Source organism: Azospirillum lipoferum 4B (assembly GCF_000283655.1).
Lineage (GTDB): Bacteria > Pseudomonadota > Alphaproteobacteria > Azospirillales > Azospirillaceae > Azospirillum > Azospirillum lipoferum_C.
In genome coordinates this window covers 559,260-575,916 of the sequence record NC_016585.1, presented here as the reverse complement: position 1 = coordinate 575,916, position 16,657 = coordinate 559,260, and the positions used below count along the sequence as shown (strand labels likewise).

Genomic DNA, 16,657 nt, shown 5'->3' with positions numbered 1-16,657 from the left:
ACCCTAAAAAGAAACGGGCGGCGGCCTGATGCCGCCGCCCGCCGGGCGTGATCCTACCCGAACTCCCTACCCGAACTCTACGCCTTAGAACAGACGCAGGATCGACTGCTGCGACTGGTTGGCCAGCGAGAGGGCGATGGTGCCGAGCTGCTGACGTGTCTGCAGCATCAGCAGGCTGGCGCCTTCCTCGTTCTGATCGGCCAGCGTCAGCTTGCTGGCGCCTTCCGTCAGCACGTCGCTGAACTCCTTGGTGAAGTTCTCGCGGGTCGTGATGATGTTCAGGTTGGTCGACAGCGACTGCGACGCGGAGCGGATCGTCGCCTTGGCGTTGTCGAGACCGGCAACCGCCTTGTCGATGTCGGCGCGGTCCGTCCAGTCGTTCTGCGCTTCGTCGAGCTTCAGGCCCTGGCCGCTGGTGCTCAGGTTCACCGCGTTCACGGTGATCGAGTTGGTGTTCGTCTCGTTCAGCTGGACTGTGATGTCGTTCGACGAGTTGGCGTCGGAAATCTGCTTGGTGACGATGTTCGCCGAGCAGTTCGCCGAGGCTGCCTGCTTGATGGTCTTCTCGTCGATGTTCATGCGGACTGTGCCGCTGTCGAAGGCGTAGGACTGCTCGCCGTTGGCCAGCTTGCTGTCGCCCTGCTCGTTCGTGCCGTCGCGGGTGACCTGGGCACCGTTGGAATTGGTGACCTGGACCTGCAGATCGACCTTCTTCTCGATGGTCGAGATGCCGTTGCCCTGGTTGTTCGCCGCTTCCAGCAGTTGGCGGTCGACGGTGAAGGTCACCACCGTGCCCGACGCGAAGCTTTCCGAGATCTTCTTGGTCAGCGCGTTGGTCGTGCTGGAGGTCACGGTGAAGTCGCGGGTCGTGCCGCCCGGCGCAGCACCGGTCAGGGTGATCGTGCCGCCGGTGCCGATCGAGGCGGAGGCGACGTCCTTGCCCTGCAGCCGGCCGCCGGAGATGGCGGTGCTGATCGAGGCCTGCAGCTGGGTTGCGACGTTGACAGAGGCGGTCTGGCCGGTGGCCACGTCGCCGGAGGTCGCGGTGTAGCTGAAGGTCTGGCCTTCGACGGTGATCGAGAAGATGTCGCCTTCTTCGATGGTGCCGCTGACGTTCACCGTGGAGACCTGAGCGACGCTGGAGGTGCCGGCGGTCTGCAGCTTGGTGCTGGTCGTCTGCGTGTTGTCGAAGTAGGAGATGGTGCGGCTTTCCTTGCCGTCCGACACGATGAAGTCACGGGTGCGGCCGTTGGCGCCGCGGACTTCGATCTGGACGTTGGAGAAGCTGCCCGACGTGCTGGACATCGTACCCGACAGCTTCAGGCCGGTCAGTCCATGCGCGCTTTCGGCCTTGGCGATGTCGGAGGCCTTGCCTTCGATCGAACCGTCGCCCTGGATGCGGATCGAATAGGTGTCGGCCCGCTGGACGTTGGTGACGCGGGCGTTGTCCACGCCGGTGATGGTGTTGACGGCGGCACGGGACTCGCTGGTGCTGTCCATGCTCAGGCCGTTGCCGGCGATCAGGTTCTTGCCGCCGTAACCGCTGTCGGCGGCCAGCTTGTCGATCTGCCCGCGCAGCGTGTTGAACTGGGCGGCCAGCGACTTGCGAGTGGCCACGGAGGCAGCGTCGTTGCCCAGGGCGGCATAGGCCGCGGTGGTCAGGCCCTTGGCCTGGTCGACCATGGCATCGATCGAGGTCAGGCCCTTGTCGGCGGCCTGGATGGTGCTGATCGACTGACCCATCGCGTCCTTCAGCGAGGTCAGGTCGCCGGCGCGCTGGTTCAGGCCCTTGGCCGAGAAGAAGGCGGTCGGACCGTCGAGGGCGGTGTTGATCTTGTTGCCCGTCGACAGGATGTTCTGCTTCTTGTTGATCTGTTCCTGCGTGCTCTGCAGCTGCAGCAGGTTCGTCCGCATCGAGGACGAGAGGGTAACGTTGCCAGCCATGGTGGCCACTCCTTTTGGAGGATCGGTGTCCGGCAGCACCTCTCTATGGAGGCGCCGATTACCGGAAGGGGACTAATTCCCCCGCCAGAGGGGTAGGCAAGAAGCGGGCCAGTTCAAATTTGCCGGGTTTCCTCGGTAATCCGTACCGGTGGGCAGAAAAGCACCCGGCAAAATTTGCCGACCTCCCGGCAGATTCTGCCGGTCAGGCGGCAGGGCTTGCCGGGGCGGCAGATTCTGCCGGGTATTTCCTGCCGGTCAGGACAACCGTTTCACACATCGCGAGCGGCCCGACGGCGAGTGCGGCACTGCCCCAGGACCAGCCGACGCCGAAGCCCGACAGCAGCAGCCGGCGCGTCCCGGCCATAAGCGGCACCGCCAGAGCGCCGGCGATCGCCAGCGGGATGGAGGCGGAACTGGTGTTGCCGACGTCCTGCAAGGCCACCAGCGTGCGGTCGGCCGCCATGCCCAGTTTCTGGCCGAGATGACGGATCATCTGGGCGTTGGCCTGATGCAGGACGAGATGGTCGACCGTTTCCATCGTCCAGCCGGCGGTGTCGAGCGCAGCCCGCAAGCTGCCGGGCACCTCGCGCAGGGTGAAGGCGAAGACCTGGGTTCCATCCATGAACAGGCGCGCCGGCCGGTCGGGATGGCGCATCGCACCGCCCTCCGCGGACAGGTAAGGCGCGCCGGCACCGTCGCTTCCGAGGTCGAAGGCCATCGGCGCCGCACTGCCGTCCAGTTCCAGAGCTGTCGCTGCCGCGCCGTCGCCGAACAGCGGCGCCACCGTCCTGTCGTCCGGATCGACCAGACGCGACGTGGTATCGCCGACCAGAAGAAGCGCCCGCCGCCCGGCGGCCTTCAGCAGCCCCGCCGCGGTCCACAACCCATAGACGAAGCCGGAGCAGCCATGGGTGAGGTCCAGCACGGCGGCCCCCTTCCGCAGCCCCAGCCGCCGATGCAGGAGCGATGCGGTACCGGGAAGCGTGTGGTCGTGGGTCTGCGTCACCAGGACCAGCAGGTCGATGCTGCCGGGCTCCCAACCGAGCCCGTCGAGCAGGCGGCGCGCCGCGGCTTCCACCAGGTCGCTGGTGCATTGGCCGGGGGCGGCGATCCGCCGCTCCTCGATGCCGGTGGCGGCGGCGATCCGGCGCGCCGCGTCCTCGCCGAAGCGGCGGGCCAGATCCTCCACCGTTTCGCGCCCTTCCGGCACGCAGCCGACGATGCCGCGCACGCATACCCCGTCGATCCGGCTGGCGACCATCTCCGCCTCCCCCCTGTCACCCCCGGATCCGACCGGCACCGCCTCAACAGGTGATGCCGCCGTCCACCGTAAGGGTCTGTCCCGTGATGAAAGCGCCGCCATCGCCCAGCAGGAACCGGACCGGCGGCACCACGTCCGCCGCGGTGCCGAGCCGGCCCAGCGGCGTGCGCCGCACGATCTGGTCGCGCTGCCCGTCCGACAGGGTGCCCGACATTTCGGTGTCGAGATAGCCCGGCGCCACCGAATTGACGGTGATCGCCCGCCGCCCGACCTCGCGCGCCAGCGCCCGCGTCAGCCCGTCGAGCCCGGCCTTCGATGCCGAATAGGCCGCCAGCCCGACATAGCCGCGCTGCCCGATGATGGAGGAGATGTTGACGATGCGCCCCCCCTTGGGGCCGGCGCCGCGTTCCACCAGCTTGGCGCGCAGGAAGGCGCGGGCGGCCTGCAGCGCCCCGGTCAGGTTGGTCTGGATCACCGCCTCGGCATCCACCTCCGGGAAGGTCGCCAGCACGCCTTCGCGCGCGATCCCGGCATTGTTGACCAGCCCCCACAGCGGCGAGGCGCCGCCCCAGGCGACGGCGGCGTCGAAGAAGGCGCGCACCTCGTCGCCCTCGCCGATGCGGCAGGACTGCCAGAACAGGTCGGGTCCGGCCAGCCGCTCCAGCGCTTCGGAGGACGAACGGCTGCAGGTGGACACCCGATAGCCGTCGGCCAGCAGCGCCTCCACCAGCGCAAGGCCGAGGCCGCGGCTGCCCCCGGTGACGATGACGTGGCGCTTCGGTTCTATGGCTGCGGCTGGGGCTGGGGCTGCGGACGCGGTCATGCGGCTCCCTTTCGGCTCTTCTTGCCCGCCGCACTCAGCGGGATATGGTCGGCGAAGGTCAGGGCGCGCGGGCGCGCCGCCGGCGGCAGGTCGGCGGTCGCCGCGCGCAGGGCGGCCCGCAGGGCCTCCCCGTCGACACCCGGCGCCGGCACGATGGTGGCGGTCAGCAGATGGCCGGTGATCGGGCTCGGCACCGCGGACACTGCGGCATCGGCCACCCCGCCGACCGCCAGCAGCCGGCGCTCCACCGCCTCCGGCGAGACCTTCACCCCGCCGACATTGACCAGACCGTCCAGCCGGCCGGCGAACAGAACGCGGTCGCCCTGCCGGTCCACCAGATCGCCGGTGGACAGCCAGCCTTCCGCATCGCCGATCCCCGGTGCCGCGCGCGGGCTGCGCACCTCCAGCACGCCGTCCACGATCCGCAGGGCGAGCCCGTCAGGCGCCTCGTCCAGCCAGGAGGCCGGGAAGCCGGCACGGCCGTCGGCGACGGCGAACAGCGCCCCCGCCTCGGTCGAGGCGTAGATGTGCCGCAGGCGCGCGCCGGGAAAACGTTCCGCCAGCCGGTCGAGCAGAGGCTGGTCCGCCGCTTCCCCGCCCAGCGTCACCGCCCGGAGCGGCAGCTCCGCATCGCCCAGCGCCATCAGGAAGGCACGCCAGAAGCTGGGGGTGCCGCTGACATGGGTCACCGCGTGGCAGCGCGCCGCTTCCGCCAGACCGGGGATGCCGCCGCCGACGGAAGCGCTGCGAGGCATGGCGACCAGCAGCGCCCCGGCCGCCGCCGCGGTCAGCATCACCTGCAGGCCGGCGAAGGCGCCCGGATCATAGGTCAGCAGCCAGCGCGCCCCCTCCTCCGCCACGCCGCGCAGACGGCCGCGCAGACGGTCGAAATCGTGGCGCAGGCGTTTGGGCGCCCCGGTGGTCCCGGAGCTTTCCAGCGTGACGGAAAAGCCCCGCCCCGGCTGCCAGCCATCGCCATCCGCGGCGCCGCGGGCCAGCAGCAGCCCCTGCCCCGCTGCCTCGGCGGCGGCCAGCGCCGCCAGCACGCGCGACGGCCGGTCGGCCTGCACCACGCCGCCGGCCGGCACCGGCAGCCCGGCAAGCTCCGGCCAGCCGAACAGGTCTCCCCCCTCGATCAGGCGGAAGGCGGGATGGATCCAGGCGGGGCGGCGCCCGGTCATGCCGGAACGGTGTAGAGCGCCGCCAACTCTCCCACCGTGGTGAACTGGCGGAAGCCTTCGCGGAAGGGATCCTGGCCGGTCCGCTGCTCCAGCACCACCAGCAGCGTCGCAAGGTCGAGGGAGTCGATGGGCAGGCCGCCATCCAGGAACCGGCTTTCGGCGGTCAGCGGCGGCAGCACCTCCCCCTTGTCGGCGGCGATGCGGCCGAGCTCCTCGGCGATCAGGGCGAAGATGGGGCCGGTGGTCGGGTCGGTGGCGGTATGGTCGGTGGCGGTATGGTCGGTCATGGAATGGTCAGCTCTGGCTGGGGGCATCGTCGCAGCCGTCCAGAAAGGCCCGGATCGCGGCGGTCACCGGGCTGGCGGCCTCGATATGCGGCAGATGTCCGGCGGCGTCGAACACCTGGAACGGGGCGCCCGGCGGCAAGCGGTCGGCGGACGGCAACGGGATGATCCGGTCGGCACGCCCCCACAGGACCTGGATCGGCATCGGGTAGGCGCTCCAATCCACCGGCGGGCCGCCGCCATCGGCATGGGCGGCGAAGGAAACCTCGATGATCCGCGCCAGCCCCGCCCGGCGGAGCGGGTCGGCGCCCTGCGCGTGCAGCACCTCGCCGAAGCGCGGGATCAGCGGCGATGGGCCGGCGAACAGGCGCGCCGCACAGGCCCGCCCCTCTTCCACGTCGGCAGGCGCGATGGCCCGCCTGAGGAATCCGAGGTCGAAGGGGGTGCCCAGGCCGGCGCTGGACAGCAGGGTCAGGCTCGCCACCCGGTCCGGTGCCAGCAGGGCCAGTTCGCGCCCCACGTAACCGCCCATCGAATGGCCGATCACATGCACCCGCGACAGTTCCAGCGCATCGAGGAATTCGACCAGCCAGGGGGCGAAGTCGGAAACCAGGCCGCTGCCGACATCGGGGGTGGAGCCGCCATGGCCCGGCAGATCCACCGCGACCGCAAGCCGCCGCGACGACAGGGCCGACAGGTTGAACTGCCAGGTCAGGCGGTCGCCGGCGAAGCCATGCAGAAGCAGGACGGGCACGCCGCCGCTGCCGACCGACAGGTAGGTCGCCGGACCGCCGGCGACGGTGGCGACACCGGCGCGCAGGCGGCTGCTCTCAGAAACAGGACGGGGCACCGGTCAGGCCGCGACCGGGGCACCCGCCAGGGCCAGCAGGTCGGCGACGGTTCTGGCCTTGGCCAGCTTCTCGCCTTCCACCACCACGCCGGTCTTCTCGTCGACGAGCGCGATGAAGCTGATGACGGCCAGCGAATCCCAGGCCTCCAGCGATTCCAGGGCCTCGTCGCCGGTCAACGTACCGGGATCCAGTTCAAGCATCTCGTCAAGAGCGAGCAGGAAGTCTTTGCGATCCATGGGCTGATCTCCTTGATGGGCCTTGTGAAGGCGGATCGGTCAGTTCCGATCGACCGGCCCTTTTTCTGAACGGGCGTGTCTCGTCAGTGCAGCGTCTTTTGCCGGACCGAACGGTTGATGTCCATCCAATCGGGGTGGTCGCGGAGCAGTTTGCAACAATCCTGCCAGCCGAAGGCGGGATTGGATGTCAGCAGAGCCTCGATCAGGCGGTGCACCAACTCGTAGTCAGCCGGCTCGTCCACGCACCAGCGCTGATCGGGCGGCTCGACCGGTTCGAGCGGCACCAGTGCGGTCCCCAGCCGGAAACGTTCCGGGCGGCGGTAGATATAGGGGGTGACATGCTCTCGTTCGGCCGGATCGACGGCGTTGGCCGCCGCTTCGTCCAGCAGGCGGCGCGGGAAGATCTCCGCATCCAGCCCGCGCGGAAAGCGGGTGCTGTCGATCGACAGATAGTCCAGCGACGGATCGTCGCGGAAGTCGGCGATGAGGCGGCCGACCAGCACCGGATCGATCAGCGGACAGTCGGCGGTGACCCGCACCACCAGATCCGCCCGCGCCAGAGCCGCCGCACCGGCGAATCGGCCGAGCACATCCTGCTCGTCGCCGCGGAAGACCGGAATGCCCAGGCTTTCGGCGCATGCCGCCACCGGATCGTCGGTGGCGTTCACCGTCGTCGCCAGCACCACCGCATCCAGGCCGGGCGTGCGGGACAGACGATCCAGATGGTGGGCCAGCAGCGGCCGGCCGGCTGCCGGCATCAGCACCTTCCCCGGCAGCCGGGTCGAGGTCATGCGGGCCTGCGATATGGCGACGATGCGCGGCTTATCCATGTGGGTCCTCCCCCCGCGGCGCCAGCATGTCCCAGCCCAGCGGCTCCCCCCGGCGCAAACGGCGAACGGCGCGGCGGCCCAGCACGTCCGGCAGGTGTTTCGGCGCCATGCCGAAGCCGGGGCGGATCGAGCGGACATTGGCGGCGGTCAGCGGTTCCCCCGCCTCGACATCGGCGACGACATAGAGCGAGCGGCGATAGTCGCGCCCGCCGGCCTCGCTGGGCTTCACCGTGTAGTCGACGCGGCCTATGGCGGCGGTCGCCGTCCGCACGGCCTCGGCCATCGCCTTGAACTCGGCCGGCTCCAGGGAAAAGGCGCTGTCGACCCCGCCGTCGGCGCGCGACAGGGTGAAGTGTTTTTCGATCACCGTGGCGCCCATCACCGCGGCGGCGACCGGCACGGCGATGCCCTGGCTGTGGTCCGACAGGCCGGCGGCGATGCCGCCGAAACTCTCCGCCAGATGCGGAATCGTCCGGAGATTGCAGTCCTCCGGCGGGGTGGGATAGCCGCTGACGCAATGCAGCAGGGCCAGCGGCACGTCGCTCGCCGCCGCCACCGCCTCCTCGATCTCGCCCAGCGTCGCAAGGCCGGTGGACATGATCAGCGGCTTGCCCGACCGCGCGGCGCGGCGGATCAGGGCCAAGTCGATCAGTTCGAACGACGCGATCTTGAAGGCCGGCGCGTCCAGTTCCTCCAGCAGTTCGACGGCGGTTTCGTCGAAGGGGGAACTGAAGATGGTCAGCCCCAGCGCCCGCGCCCGCTCGAACAGCGGGGCGTGCCATTCCCACGGGGTGTGCGCCTCGCGGTAGAGGTCGTGCAGGGTGCGCCCGTCCCACAGCCCGCCCTCCAGCCGGAAGCCCGGACCGTCATGGGCGATGGTGATGGTGTCGGCGGTGTAGGTCTGCAGCTTGACCGCATCGGCCCCCGCTTCCTTCGCCGCCTCCACCAGCGCCAGGGCGCGGCCGAGGTCGCCGTTGTGATTCCCCGACATCTCCGCGATCAGATAGGGCGGATGCCCCCTTCCGATCGGCCGGCCGGCGATGGCCATGGGGGGCCGGGCCATTGAAGGAATGGCCAAGGGGGGATGGGCGGAAGAAGCGTTCGGCAAGGGTCGGCTTTCCAACGGGATACGGGGCGGCTGGATCAGTCTTCCACGAAAACGTGAAGGAAGGTTAATTCGTGCCGGCACGCTCGGCGCGCAACAATGCCCGCGCCTCCTCGCCATAGGCCAGCAGCCGTTCGACGCAGCGGCGCCGGTCGCCGACCATGGCGAAACGTGCCCTGGCCGCGGCGGCCGCCGCCGCATGGGCTCCGGCGTCGGTGGCGAGCGTCACGGCACGCTCCAGATAGGCGTCGCGGTCGGCCACGCAGAACTCCGGGCCGGAGACGCTGGCGCCGTCACCCCAGCCATAGGTCACCACCGGCACCCCCTCTGCCAGGGCATAGGCGGCGCCGCCCCCGCCGCCCTGCCGCGGCGGGTTGAGGAACACGCGGCAGCGGCCGTAGAGCGCGCGAATGTCGGGAACATGCCCGAGGCAGCGCATGCGGTCCCGGTTGCGCAGCGGCACGAGACGGTTCGGCAGATCGCGCACCTCGCCGGCGAAGACCAGCGCGGCGCCCGGGCAGCGATCCAGAATGTCGTCGCACAGCGCCAACGTCTCCCCCTGCACCTCCTGGTCCAGGCGGTTGCCGACGACCACGAACAGAGTGGTGCCGTCGGGAAAGCCGGTGTCGACGCGGACGCCGTCCGACGGCGGCGGCGTGAAGCCGAAGGTGAAGGGACGGAAGCGGCGGGCGAAGGGCGCCCGATACAGCGCGGGGATCGAGCGGGTGTGGTCCGCCTCCTCATATCCCAGCACGATGGGCGCCAGCGACAGCGTGATGCCGGAACTGGTGGGGATCGACACCACCGGACGGGCGCCCGCATCGGCGAACAGGTCGGCGACGATGTTCGATCCGCCGAACGAGACGACCAGGTCGGGATCGTAGCCGTCGATGGTCTCGACGATCGTGCTCAGCTTGCTCCGGCTGAAGACCGGTTCGGTGAAGGACGCGACCTTGACCTGCCTGCCGAACATCCTCAGTGCGAAAACGCCCTCAAGATCGGCCGCCACCTCCGCCACCATCGGCGGGATGAAGACGCTCTCCACCCGGCTCGGCAGACAGTTGGCGTTGATGATGGCGACGTCCAGCCCGAAATCGTCCTGCAGGCGCGCGGCGAAGTCGAAGCAGTCGCGGGTCGGCTGGTGGCCCTGGTTGGTGAACTGGTTGGTGACGACCGCCACACGGCGGATCGGTCCGTCGCGCCGGGGCGCAGGTGCCGGCGTCAGCCCCCAGCGCCGGGCCACCTGCCGGACCAGTGCCGTGTAATAGCGGAACAGGTCGCAAGCCACGAAGCTCGCCTGCTTCTCTCCCTGGGCCACCCCCAGGAACAGCTGGCGCGTGATGCACCAGTGGACGAAATGCAGCAGTGCCGGTTCGGCGCTGTCGCCCCCCAGCATCAGGTAATGCAGGATCCGCTCATAGTGATAGAGGTCGCCGGTCAGCAGGAACAGGACCGAGCGCAGTCGGATCGTGTCGTTCGACGGTGCCTCGCGCTCGATCCGTTCCGCCAGCACCAGACGGCTGTCCAGGTCCAGGTCGCGGCGCAGCTTTTCGCAAAGCGCAGAGAAGCCGTTGATCTTGTCGGCATCGAACTGCCGGTCGGTGAGAAAGACCATCAGCGCATCGGCCGCCGCTGACAAGCGGTCGGACGGACCAGATTCCAGCATCATTTGGACCTTTCCACTGCGGGCAGCCTTCCCGTGTGTAGCGCCGCGACAGCCGGCCGCGCAAGAAGGCTTTGCCGGCAAAGGAATGCCCAGGCCGTCGATTGTGCGGTGCGGCGGAAGACGTTGCGCCGCAAGCGGGAATGCGACACACTCGCCAAAGACCACATTTTGAAAATGGATGTTCCCATGGCTGGATTCGACAGCGCCGCCGGACCGGCCGGCGTGGTGACCGGACTGATCGAGAAGGCGGCGGCGGAACTGGACGCGATGTCCGATGCGGCGGGGGAGATCGCGCCGGAGGTCGGCGATCTCACCGGCATCCTGGTGGAAGCGCAGCGCGTCGCCGACCGCGCCGCGTTGGAGCTGCGCCGGCTGGCCCGGAAGGTGCCGCGCGCAGAGGCCTGACGCCGCGCGCGGCCTGCCTACAGCTTCAGCCCCGCCACGCCGTCGAGGATCGCCCCCTCGGCCAGGGAGCGGCGCTCCAGCTTGGCGCCGAACAGCTTGGCACCGGTCAGGTCGGTCCGGGCGAGGTCGCAGCCGCGCAGGTTGGCGAAGGACAGATCGGCGTTGCCCAGATTGACCGAACGCAGGCAGGCGCCGCTGAGATCGGCATAGCGCAGCTTGGCTCCCGACAGGTCGGCGGGGCGGGAGCGCTGCTCGTCGAACACCAGGGGACGCAGGTTGACGTTGCGCAGGTTGGCGTTGTTCAGCTTCGCGTGGCGCAGGCTGATGCCGCGCAAATCGCCATCGGCAAGGCTGGCACCGCGCATGTCCGCCTTGTCCAGCACCGCCGCCTGCAACTGAACCCCCGACAGGTCCAACCCGTAGAGTGTCGCCCCCTGCGCCCGCAGCATGGTCAGGCACATGTGGGCCAGCGACGGCGCATGGCGCAGGTCGAAGCCCGACAGGTCGAGCATCGCGCCCTGCGCCCCGCTCGACCCCACCCAGGCCATATGGTCGGCCAGCAGTTCCTCCAACGACCGCCCCAACTCCGCCACCACGCGGCCGACCGGCTGGTCGGTCAGCGCCTCCTCCATGTCGGCGTCGGTCAGGTCGGCCATCACCATGGTGGCACCGGTCAGCACCGCCCCGCGCAGGCAGGCGCCGCGCAGGTCGGCGCCGGACAGGTCGGCCCCCTCCATGTTGGATCCGGTGAAGTTGGCACCGCGCATGGTGGCCCGCACCAGCTTGCAGCCGCGCATCACCGCATCGGAGAAGTCGGTGTGGATGGCCATGATGCCCGACATCCGGGCGTTGGTCAGGTTGGCGCCGGACAGGTCGGCTCCGTCGGCTTCCGCCGGGCTGGAGTCGATCTGCACCATATGCAGATGGCCGGACCGGTCCTTTTCGGCCAAAGAGCCGTCGCGCAGATCCGCCTCGAACAGGTTGGCGCCCACCAGGATGGCGCCGCGCAGGCAGGCGCCGCGCAGATCGGCCTTGATCAGGCTGGCGCCGTCGAAATTCGCCTGCCGCAAATCGGCGACGAAGAAGGAGGCGCAGTCCAGCCGCGCCCCCGCCAGGTTGGCGCCGCGCAGGCTGACGCCGACGAAGTCGGCATGGGCAAGGTCGCGGCCCGACAGATCGAGCCCGGACAGATCGCAGAAGGACAGGTTGGCCCGCGCACCGCCAACCCGGGCATTGCGGAACATCTCGTGCCGCCGCACCGCCTGGTCGAGCTGCGTCTGGTCGAGACGCTTGAGCGTGCGATTCTGCACCATGGCCCCATGAACTCCCTTTCCGGCAGCAGTCTGGCAGCACCCGGCTTCAGAAAGGGTTAATTCAGGCCACCGACTGGTTTTCCAGCGTCGCTTCGCCGCCGTCCACCGGGCGGGCGGACGACCGTTCCGACAGGGTGGCGGCGATGGCGTCGTGCAGATCGTCCGGTGTCACCGGCTTGTGCAGCAGGCGGCAGCCGGTCGCCACCGCATCGCGGATGCGCTCCGGCGCGGTATCGCCGGTCAGGATCAGGCCCGGCACGGCGCGGCCCAGCCGTTCGCCGACCTTCGTCACCGTCTGTACGCCGGTGAAGCGTCCGGGAAGACGGAAGTCGCTGACGATCATGTCCGGCTTCGGCATATCGGGCACCTCGCCGGCGCACCCCGCGAACAGGGCGAGCGCCGCCTCGCCGTCGACCGCCTCGATCACCCGGTGCCCCCAGCTTTCCAGCAGCAGGCGCACGGCGTCGCGCTGGACCGGGTCATCCTCCACCACCAGGATCAGCCGGTCGCCGGCTTCGGCCGGGGCGGCGTCCTGCACCGTCACCGGCGCCTGCAGCCGCTCGGTTCCAACCACCGGCACATTGACGGCGAAGACGGAACCGCGGCCGGGAAGCGACCGCACCTCCACCGCATGGCCCAGCAGCGCCGCCTTGCGCCGCACCTTGGCGAGGCCGAGGCCGAGGCCCTGCCGGCGGTCGCGCTCCGGATTGCCGAGCTGCACGAAGTCCTCGAAGATGTTGTCCAACTGTTCGGCCGGGATGCCGGCGCCGGTGTCCCACACCTCGATGCGCAGCCATCGTCCCCGGTGCCGGCAACCGATGGTGACCCGCCCGGCGTCGGTGAAGCGGATGGCATTGCGCACCAGATCGCCAAGCATGCGGGTCAACAGCGTCCGGTCGGTGCGGATCACCATGCGCGCCGGCATCGCACGCAGGACCAGCCCCTTTTCCGTGGCCATCCCGCGGAACTCGGCGACCAGATCATCGAGCACGGCGGACACCGGAACGTCGGCCAGCTGCGGCCGCACCACGCCGGCATCGAGCGTCGCCACCTCCAGCAGGGCGTGCAGGAGCTTTTCCCCGGCATCCAGCGCCTCGCCCATCTTCTCGGCGATGCTGCGGTCGCGTGGATCGGCCAGACGTTCCATCAAAATATGATGAAACAGCCGTAAGGCCTGGAAAGGCTGGCGTAAATCATGGTTCGCGGCCGACAGGAAGCGGCCCTTGGCCTGATTCGCCCGCTCCTTCTCCTCCAGCGCCCGGCTCAACTTCAGATTGGCGGAGCTGAGGGCTGACGTGCGTTCCTCCACGCGCTGTTCGAGTTGGGCGTTCGCCAGTTCCAGTTGGACGTTCGCCTCGGTCAGAGCTTGGCGGGCGGCGGTCTCGCGCCGCAGACTGGCCACCCCCAGCAGGGACAATCCGGCGAGCGCCGCGACACCGGCGACGATCACCACCAGACCGCGCTCCAGCCGGGCATACCACGGCGCCAGCACGGCTGGCCGCGGGATCGCCACCGCCGAGAGGACCGGCAGACGCATCATCCGCTTCAGCCCGAGGACCGTCCGCTCCCCACCGACCGTCCACTCCGCCTCCACCCGCTCCCCACCCGGTTCCAGCCGCGGCAGTATCCCGAGCGATTCGACACCGGCGCCGGCGAGCCGCAAGCCGTCCGGACGGTACAGCCCGACCAGACGCTGCGTATGGTCGGCGAAGGCATTCAGCACCGGTGCCAGGGCCGATACCGGCACGGCGACCAGCAGCGCGCCGTCGAGAGCGCCCGTCACGCCGTGGATGCGGCGGGCAAGGAGAATGGAGGGCTGGCCGGCCATGTAGCCGGCGGCCGGCTGGATCGCATGCTCCTCTCCCGGCGGCCGGGGACGGACCAGCAGCGACAGCCCGTCGGCGGTCTCCGGCTCGGCAAAGGCGACGGACGGTCCGAACTGCACCGACCCGTCGGCACCGATCAGGGTCATGCGGCCGAATCGTTCCACCGCCATCGCTTCGGCAAGGCTGCGCTCGGCCCAGCTCCCGATGCCGCGGCCATCCATGCGGCCGGCGACGCGCTCCAGCAGATTGACGCTCGATTCCAGCACGCCGCGCGCATGACTGTCGAACAGGACCGCGGCCTGCCGCGCCTCCTGCTCGGAGCGTTCCAGCGTGTCCCGCAAATCCAGCACCGTGACGGCGGCCCAGGACACTGTACCCAGCAGGGCAAGCATCGTGCACAGGACGGTCAACAGCGCACGGGGAGAAGCGGCGATCCGGTGCAGAAGCGTGGAAGAACGCCACCGGCTGTCGGCGGCATCGTCGGGAGATGGCATGCGGAGGTCGGACATGCGATGCGATGACCCGACCCGGTCAGGCCGGCGCCGGCAGGACCGGCGGAGCCTGCCGGCGCTGCATCGGCAGCAACGGCTTCGGGGGCGTGAAAGTCATCAGGGAGCGGTCCTCGACAATGATGTGGGCAGGCTGCGATCCGACTGGAGCCGACAGTCAAAGGTTCATTTGAAGAAAACCGATCCCGACAAGGTGAAGCTTCCGATCTCCCGAATGATCGATCGCCAAACCGGCAGAGCATCGCCCAATGGGCGAATTCTTTCGGTACAACAGCTTAGCTCTACCGCACCGGGGAACAATATCACACGAATAAATGCAGCGCGATCCACCTTGGCGACTATGACATTCATCATAATCGACACACCCATTGGGTGAATGCGTTGCCAGTTCAGCCTTGTCTTCAGCGAAGCCTTAAAGACTTCATATGGGAGAACACGAAAAAATAGCCGCACGCGCTGGATGCGCGGCGGCTTACGACAGGGGCAGGCCATGTCCGGTCGGGAATCCGGTCGGGGGGATGTGAACCGGGACGATCACGGTTCGGTACGATTGCGGTTCAGGGCGGCGGGGCGCTTGTTGTGGTTTCGCCACGCACGATCAGGATCAATCCGTCGTCGGCCGTCTCAAGCTCCTTCCCGGCGTCGCGGGGAATGGGAACCTTCTGGCGGCGACAGAACAGCAAAAGCAGCGCCAGCGTCTTGCTGGGCGTGAACAGGACCTCCCGCGATTTGGAGGCGCCGCTCTGCTGGATTTGTACCGACAGTCCGCCGTCGGGCTTGGGCGCCACCGAGGTGACGACGCCCAGCGGCAGGTCCGTCTGGTTGGGGGCCTTCTGATACCAGGCGATGGCTTTCTTCAGGGCGGAATTTGTGAAGAACAGTTCACGGGTCTCTACAATCATTCCATCCCTGACCAAACACTCAGGCCCGGCCGCCCTCCAGTCCCGGATTCAGCCGGAACGTGATCGCGCGCCCCAGTTTGGATTCCCGCAGAAGGATCTGCTTGGTTTCCAGCAGCTTGATGGCCCGGTTCACATTGGGCCGCTGCATGCCCAGCGCATCAGCCAGTTCGGACTGGAGCACCGGAACGGAGCGATCGAAATGGAGCCTCCGGCTCAGATAAGTGAACACACGAAGCGCCTCCAGAGTGATCTCTCGATCGGTCGACACAGCTCTGGAGATGACGTCATGATGATGCAGCATCGTGGCCTCGGTACGCAAGGTTGTCAGGTTGCTGGTGCGATAATCGGAAAGCGTGGGCGAACCCGGCAGGCCCGCTGTGCGGCGCGAGGAGAGCTGCGTTCCGGCATCCGGTTCCGCCATCGTCCTTAATCCTTCCGCAGGGGCCGGCCGGGCCGGCAATTTCAACAGCACAGACGCTACCGCACGATTATTGTGCGAGTATGTCGCCATCATTTCGTGGCTGACATAATTGGTGTCTCCGGAAGCAATCATGAAATCGGACTGAAACGGACCCCGTTTTGGCCGCCCGCAGCCGAACCGCTGCGGCGATCCGCCGCGGGAACCCGCAGGTTGCGGACCTGTTTCAAACCGGATGCGTCCGGCCGCGGCACGCCCCCGAACATGCCGGCCGAGCCGCCCGCCGTAGCAAGGGAGAACCGCCATGCACCGACTGATCCTGCTGCGCCATGGCCAGAGCGTCTGGAATGCCGAGGACCGCTTCACCGGATGGACCGACGTCGGGCTGACCGACCGTGGCGTCGCCGAGACCCGTCAGGCGGCGGAATTGCTGAAGGCCGCCGGCATCGACGTCGACGTCGCCTTCACCTCGGTGCTGAGCCGCGCCATCGAGACGCTGCACCTCGTCCTGCGCGACATGGACCGGCTGTGGCTGCCGGTGCACAAGCATTGGCGCCTGAACGAACGGCATTACGGCACGTTGCAGGGATTGAACAAGGCGGAGACGGCGGAACGCCACGGGGCCGAGCAGGTGTTCCAGTGGCGGCGCAGCTGGGACATCCCGCCGCCACCGATCGAGCCGGACGACCCGCGCTCCGCCGTCGCCGACCGCCGCTATGCCGGACTGGCGCGGTCGAACCTGCCGCGCGGCGAAAGCCTGAAGGACACCACCGCCCGCGTCGTTCCCTTCTGGAGCGAGGCGATCAGCCCGGCGCTGCGGCTGGGCGCCCGCGTGCTGGTGTCGGCGCACGGCAACAGCCTGCGCGGGCTGGTCAAGCATCTGGACAACGTTGCCGACCGGGACATCCCGCTGTTCGAGATCCCCACCAGCCGCCCCCTGGTCTATGAACTGGGCGCCGACCTGACGCCGCTGCGCCGCTACTTCCTGGGCGAGAACGGAGCGGTGGAGGAGATCACTTGGCCGACCCGGGAAGGGACCGGCGGGAGCAGCAGCGCGGCAGCGTAATCTCCCTCTCCCCCCTGCTCTCGCGCAAACTTTGTTT

17 protein-coding genes are annotated in these 16,657 nt (G+C 68.8%); 2 read left to right on the top strand and 15 right to left on the bottom strand.

Annotated features, from left to right (window positions below; all coding sequences use genetic code 11):
- Nucleotides 1-84 precede the first annotated feature (84 nt).
- The 10 genes from AZOLI_RS16360 to AZOLI_RS16315 all read right to left on the bottom strand — a co-directional run bounded on the left by AZOLI_RS16360 (nucleotide 85) and on the right by AZOLI_RS16315 (nucleotide 10,184).
- A complete protein-coding gene (locus tag AZOLI_RS16360; RefSeq protein WP_014188275.1) occupies nucleotides 85-1,944 on the bottom strand; it encodes a flagellin in 1,860 nt (619 codons plus the stop codon).
- Nucleotides 1,945-2,146: 202 nt separating this feature from the next.
- Entirely contained in the window at nucleotides 2,147-3,205 is a 1,059-nt protein-coding gene (locus tag AZOLI_RS16355; RefSeq protein ID WP_014188274.1) for a 3-oxoacyl-ACP synthase III family protein, read from the bottom strand.
- Nucleotides 3,206-3,248: 43 nt separating this feature from the next.
- On the bottom strand, nucleotides 3,249-4,028 hold the full coding sequence (locus AZOLI_RS16350) for an SDR family NAD(P)-dependent oxidoreductase (RefSeq protein WP_014188273.1): 780 nt from the start codon (nucleotides 4,026-4,028) through the stop codon (nucleotides 3,249-3,251).
- Nucleotides 4,025-5,209, bottom strand: coding sequence for an AMP-binding protein (locus tag AZOLI_RS16345; protein WP_014188272.1), 1,185 nt, complete (start codon nucleotides 5,207-5,209; stop codon nucleotides 4,025-4,027). The genes AZOLI_RS16350 and AZOLI_RS16345 overlap by 4 nt, the downstream gene beginning before the upstream one ends.
- A complete protein-coding gene (locus AZOLI_RS16340) occupies nucleotides 5,206-5,496 on the bottom strand; it encodes an acyl carrier protein (protein WP_014188271.1) in 291 nt (96 codons plus the stop codon). The genes AZOLI_RS16345 and AZOLI_RS16340 overlap by 4 nt, the downstream gene beginning before the upstream one ends.
- A gap of 7 nt (nucleotides 5,497-5,503) precedes the next feature.
- Nucleotides 5,504-6,343, bottom strand: a complete 840-nt coding sequence (locus AZOLI_RS16335; RefSeq protein WP_014188270.1) for an alpha/beta fold hydrolase — start codon at nucleotides 6,341-6,343, stop codon at nucleotides 5,504-5,506.
- 3 nt (nucleotides 6,344-6,346) lie between these two features.
- On the bottom strand, nucleotides 6,347-6,580 hold the full coding sequence (locus AZOLI_RS16330; protein WP_014188269.1) for an acyl carrier protein: 234 nt from the start codon (nucleotides 6,578-6,580) through the stop codon (nucleotides 6,347-6,349).
- An 83-nt stretch (nucleotides 6,581-6,663) separates the two neighbouring features.
- Nucleotides 6,664-7,410 carry a cytidylyltransferase domain-containing protein gene (locus AZOLI_RS16325; RefSeq protein ID WP_014188268.1) on the bottom strand — a complete coding sequence of 249 codons (747 nt, stop codon included), beginning with the start codon at nucleotides 7,408-7,410 and terminating at the stop codon, nucleotides 6,664-6,666.
- Nucleotides 7,403-8,458, bottom strand: coding sequence for a pseudaminic acid synthase (gene pseI / locus AZOLI_RS16320; RefSeq protein ID WP_014188267.1), 1,056 nt, complete (start codon nucleotides 8,456-8,458; stop codon nucleotides 7,403-7,405). Before pseI ends, AZOLI_RS16325 begins: the two co-directional genes overlap by 8 nt.
- Nucleotides 8,459-8,582: 124 nt before the next feature.
- Complete coding sequence (locus AZOLI_RS16315; RefSeq protein ID WP_014188266.1) at nucleotides 8,583-10,184, bottom strand: glycosyltransferase; 1,602 nt, start codon at nucleotides 10,182-10,184, stop codon at nucleotides 8,583-8,585.
- A 183-nt stretch (nucleotides 10,185-10,367) separates the two neighbouring features.
- On the opposite strand from AZOLI_RS16315, the gene AZOLI_RS16310 reads away from it, so the two are divergent.
- Entirely contained in the window at nucleotides 10,368-10,586 is a 219-nt protein-coding gene (locus AZOLI_RS16310; RefSeq protein WP_014188265.1) for a hypothetical protein, read from the top strand.
- 17 nt (nucleotides 10,587-10,603) lie between these two features.
- On the opposite strand, the gene AZOLI_RS16305 is transcribed toward AZOLI_RS16310, so the two are convergent.
- From AZOLI_RS16305 to AZOLI_RS33295, 5 genes are all read right to left on the bottom strand, one after another.
- Nucleotides 10,604-11,899: a pentapeptide repeat-containing protein gene (locus tag AZOLI_RS16305; RefSeq protein ID WP_014188264.1), complete on the bottom strand. Its 1,296-nt coding sequence runs from the start codon at nucleotides 11,897-11,899 to the stop codon at nucleotides 10,604-10,606.
- A gap of 61 nt (nucleotides 11,900-11,960) precedes the next feature.
- The gene (locus AZOLI_RS16300; protein WP_014188263.1) at nucleotides 11,961-14,234 is read right to left on the bottom strand and encodes a hybrid sensor histidine kinase/response regulator; all 2,274 of its coding nucleotides are present in this window, start codon (nucleotides 14,232-14,234) and stop codon (nucleotides 11,961-11,963) included.
- 165 nt (nucleotides 14,235-14,399) lie between these two features.
- On the bottom strand, nucleotides 14,400-14,726 hold the full coding sequence (locus AZOLI_RS32555) for a hypothetical protein (protein ID WP_162488233.1): 327 nt from the start codon (nucleotides 14,724-14,726) through the stop codon (nucleotides 14,400-14,402).
- 65 nt (nucleotides 14,727-14,791) lie between these two features.
- Nucleotides 14,792-15,136: a hypothetical protein gene (locus AZOLI_RS16295; RefSeq protein WP_014188262.1), complete on the bottom strand. Its 345-nt coding sequence runs from the start codon at nucleotides 15,134-15,136 to the stop codon at nucleotides 14,792-14,794.
- 19 nt (nucleotides 15,137-15,155) lie between these two features.
- Nucleotides 15,156-15,860, bottom strand: a complete 705-nt coding sequence (locus tag AZOLI_RS33295) for a MarR family transcriptional regulator (protein WP_244442564.1) — start codon at nucleotides 15,858-15,860, stop codon at nucleotides 15,156-15,158.
- Between AZOLI_RS33295 and gpmA the strand changes: the two genes are divergently transcribed.
- Nucleotides 15,859-16,620 (top strand): 2,3-diphosphoglycerate-dependent phosphoglycerate mutase, encoded by a 762-nt coding sequence (gpmA, locus tag AZOLI_RS16285; RefSeq protein ID WP_014188260.1) that lies wholly within the window; start codon nucleotides 15,859-15,861, stop codon nucleotides 16,618-16,620. The genes AZOLI_RS33295 and gpmA overlap by 2 nt on opposite strands.
- Nucleotides 16,621-16,657 lie beyond the last annotated feature (37 nt).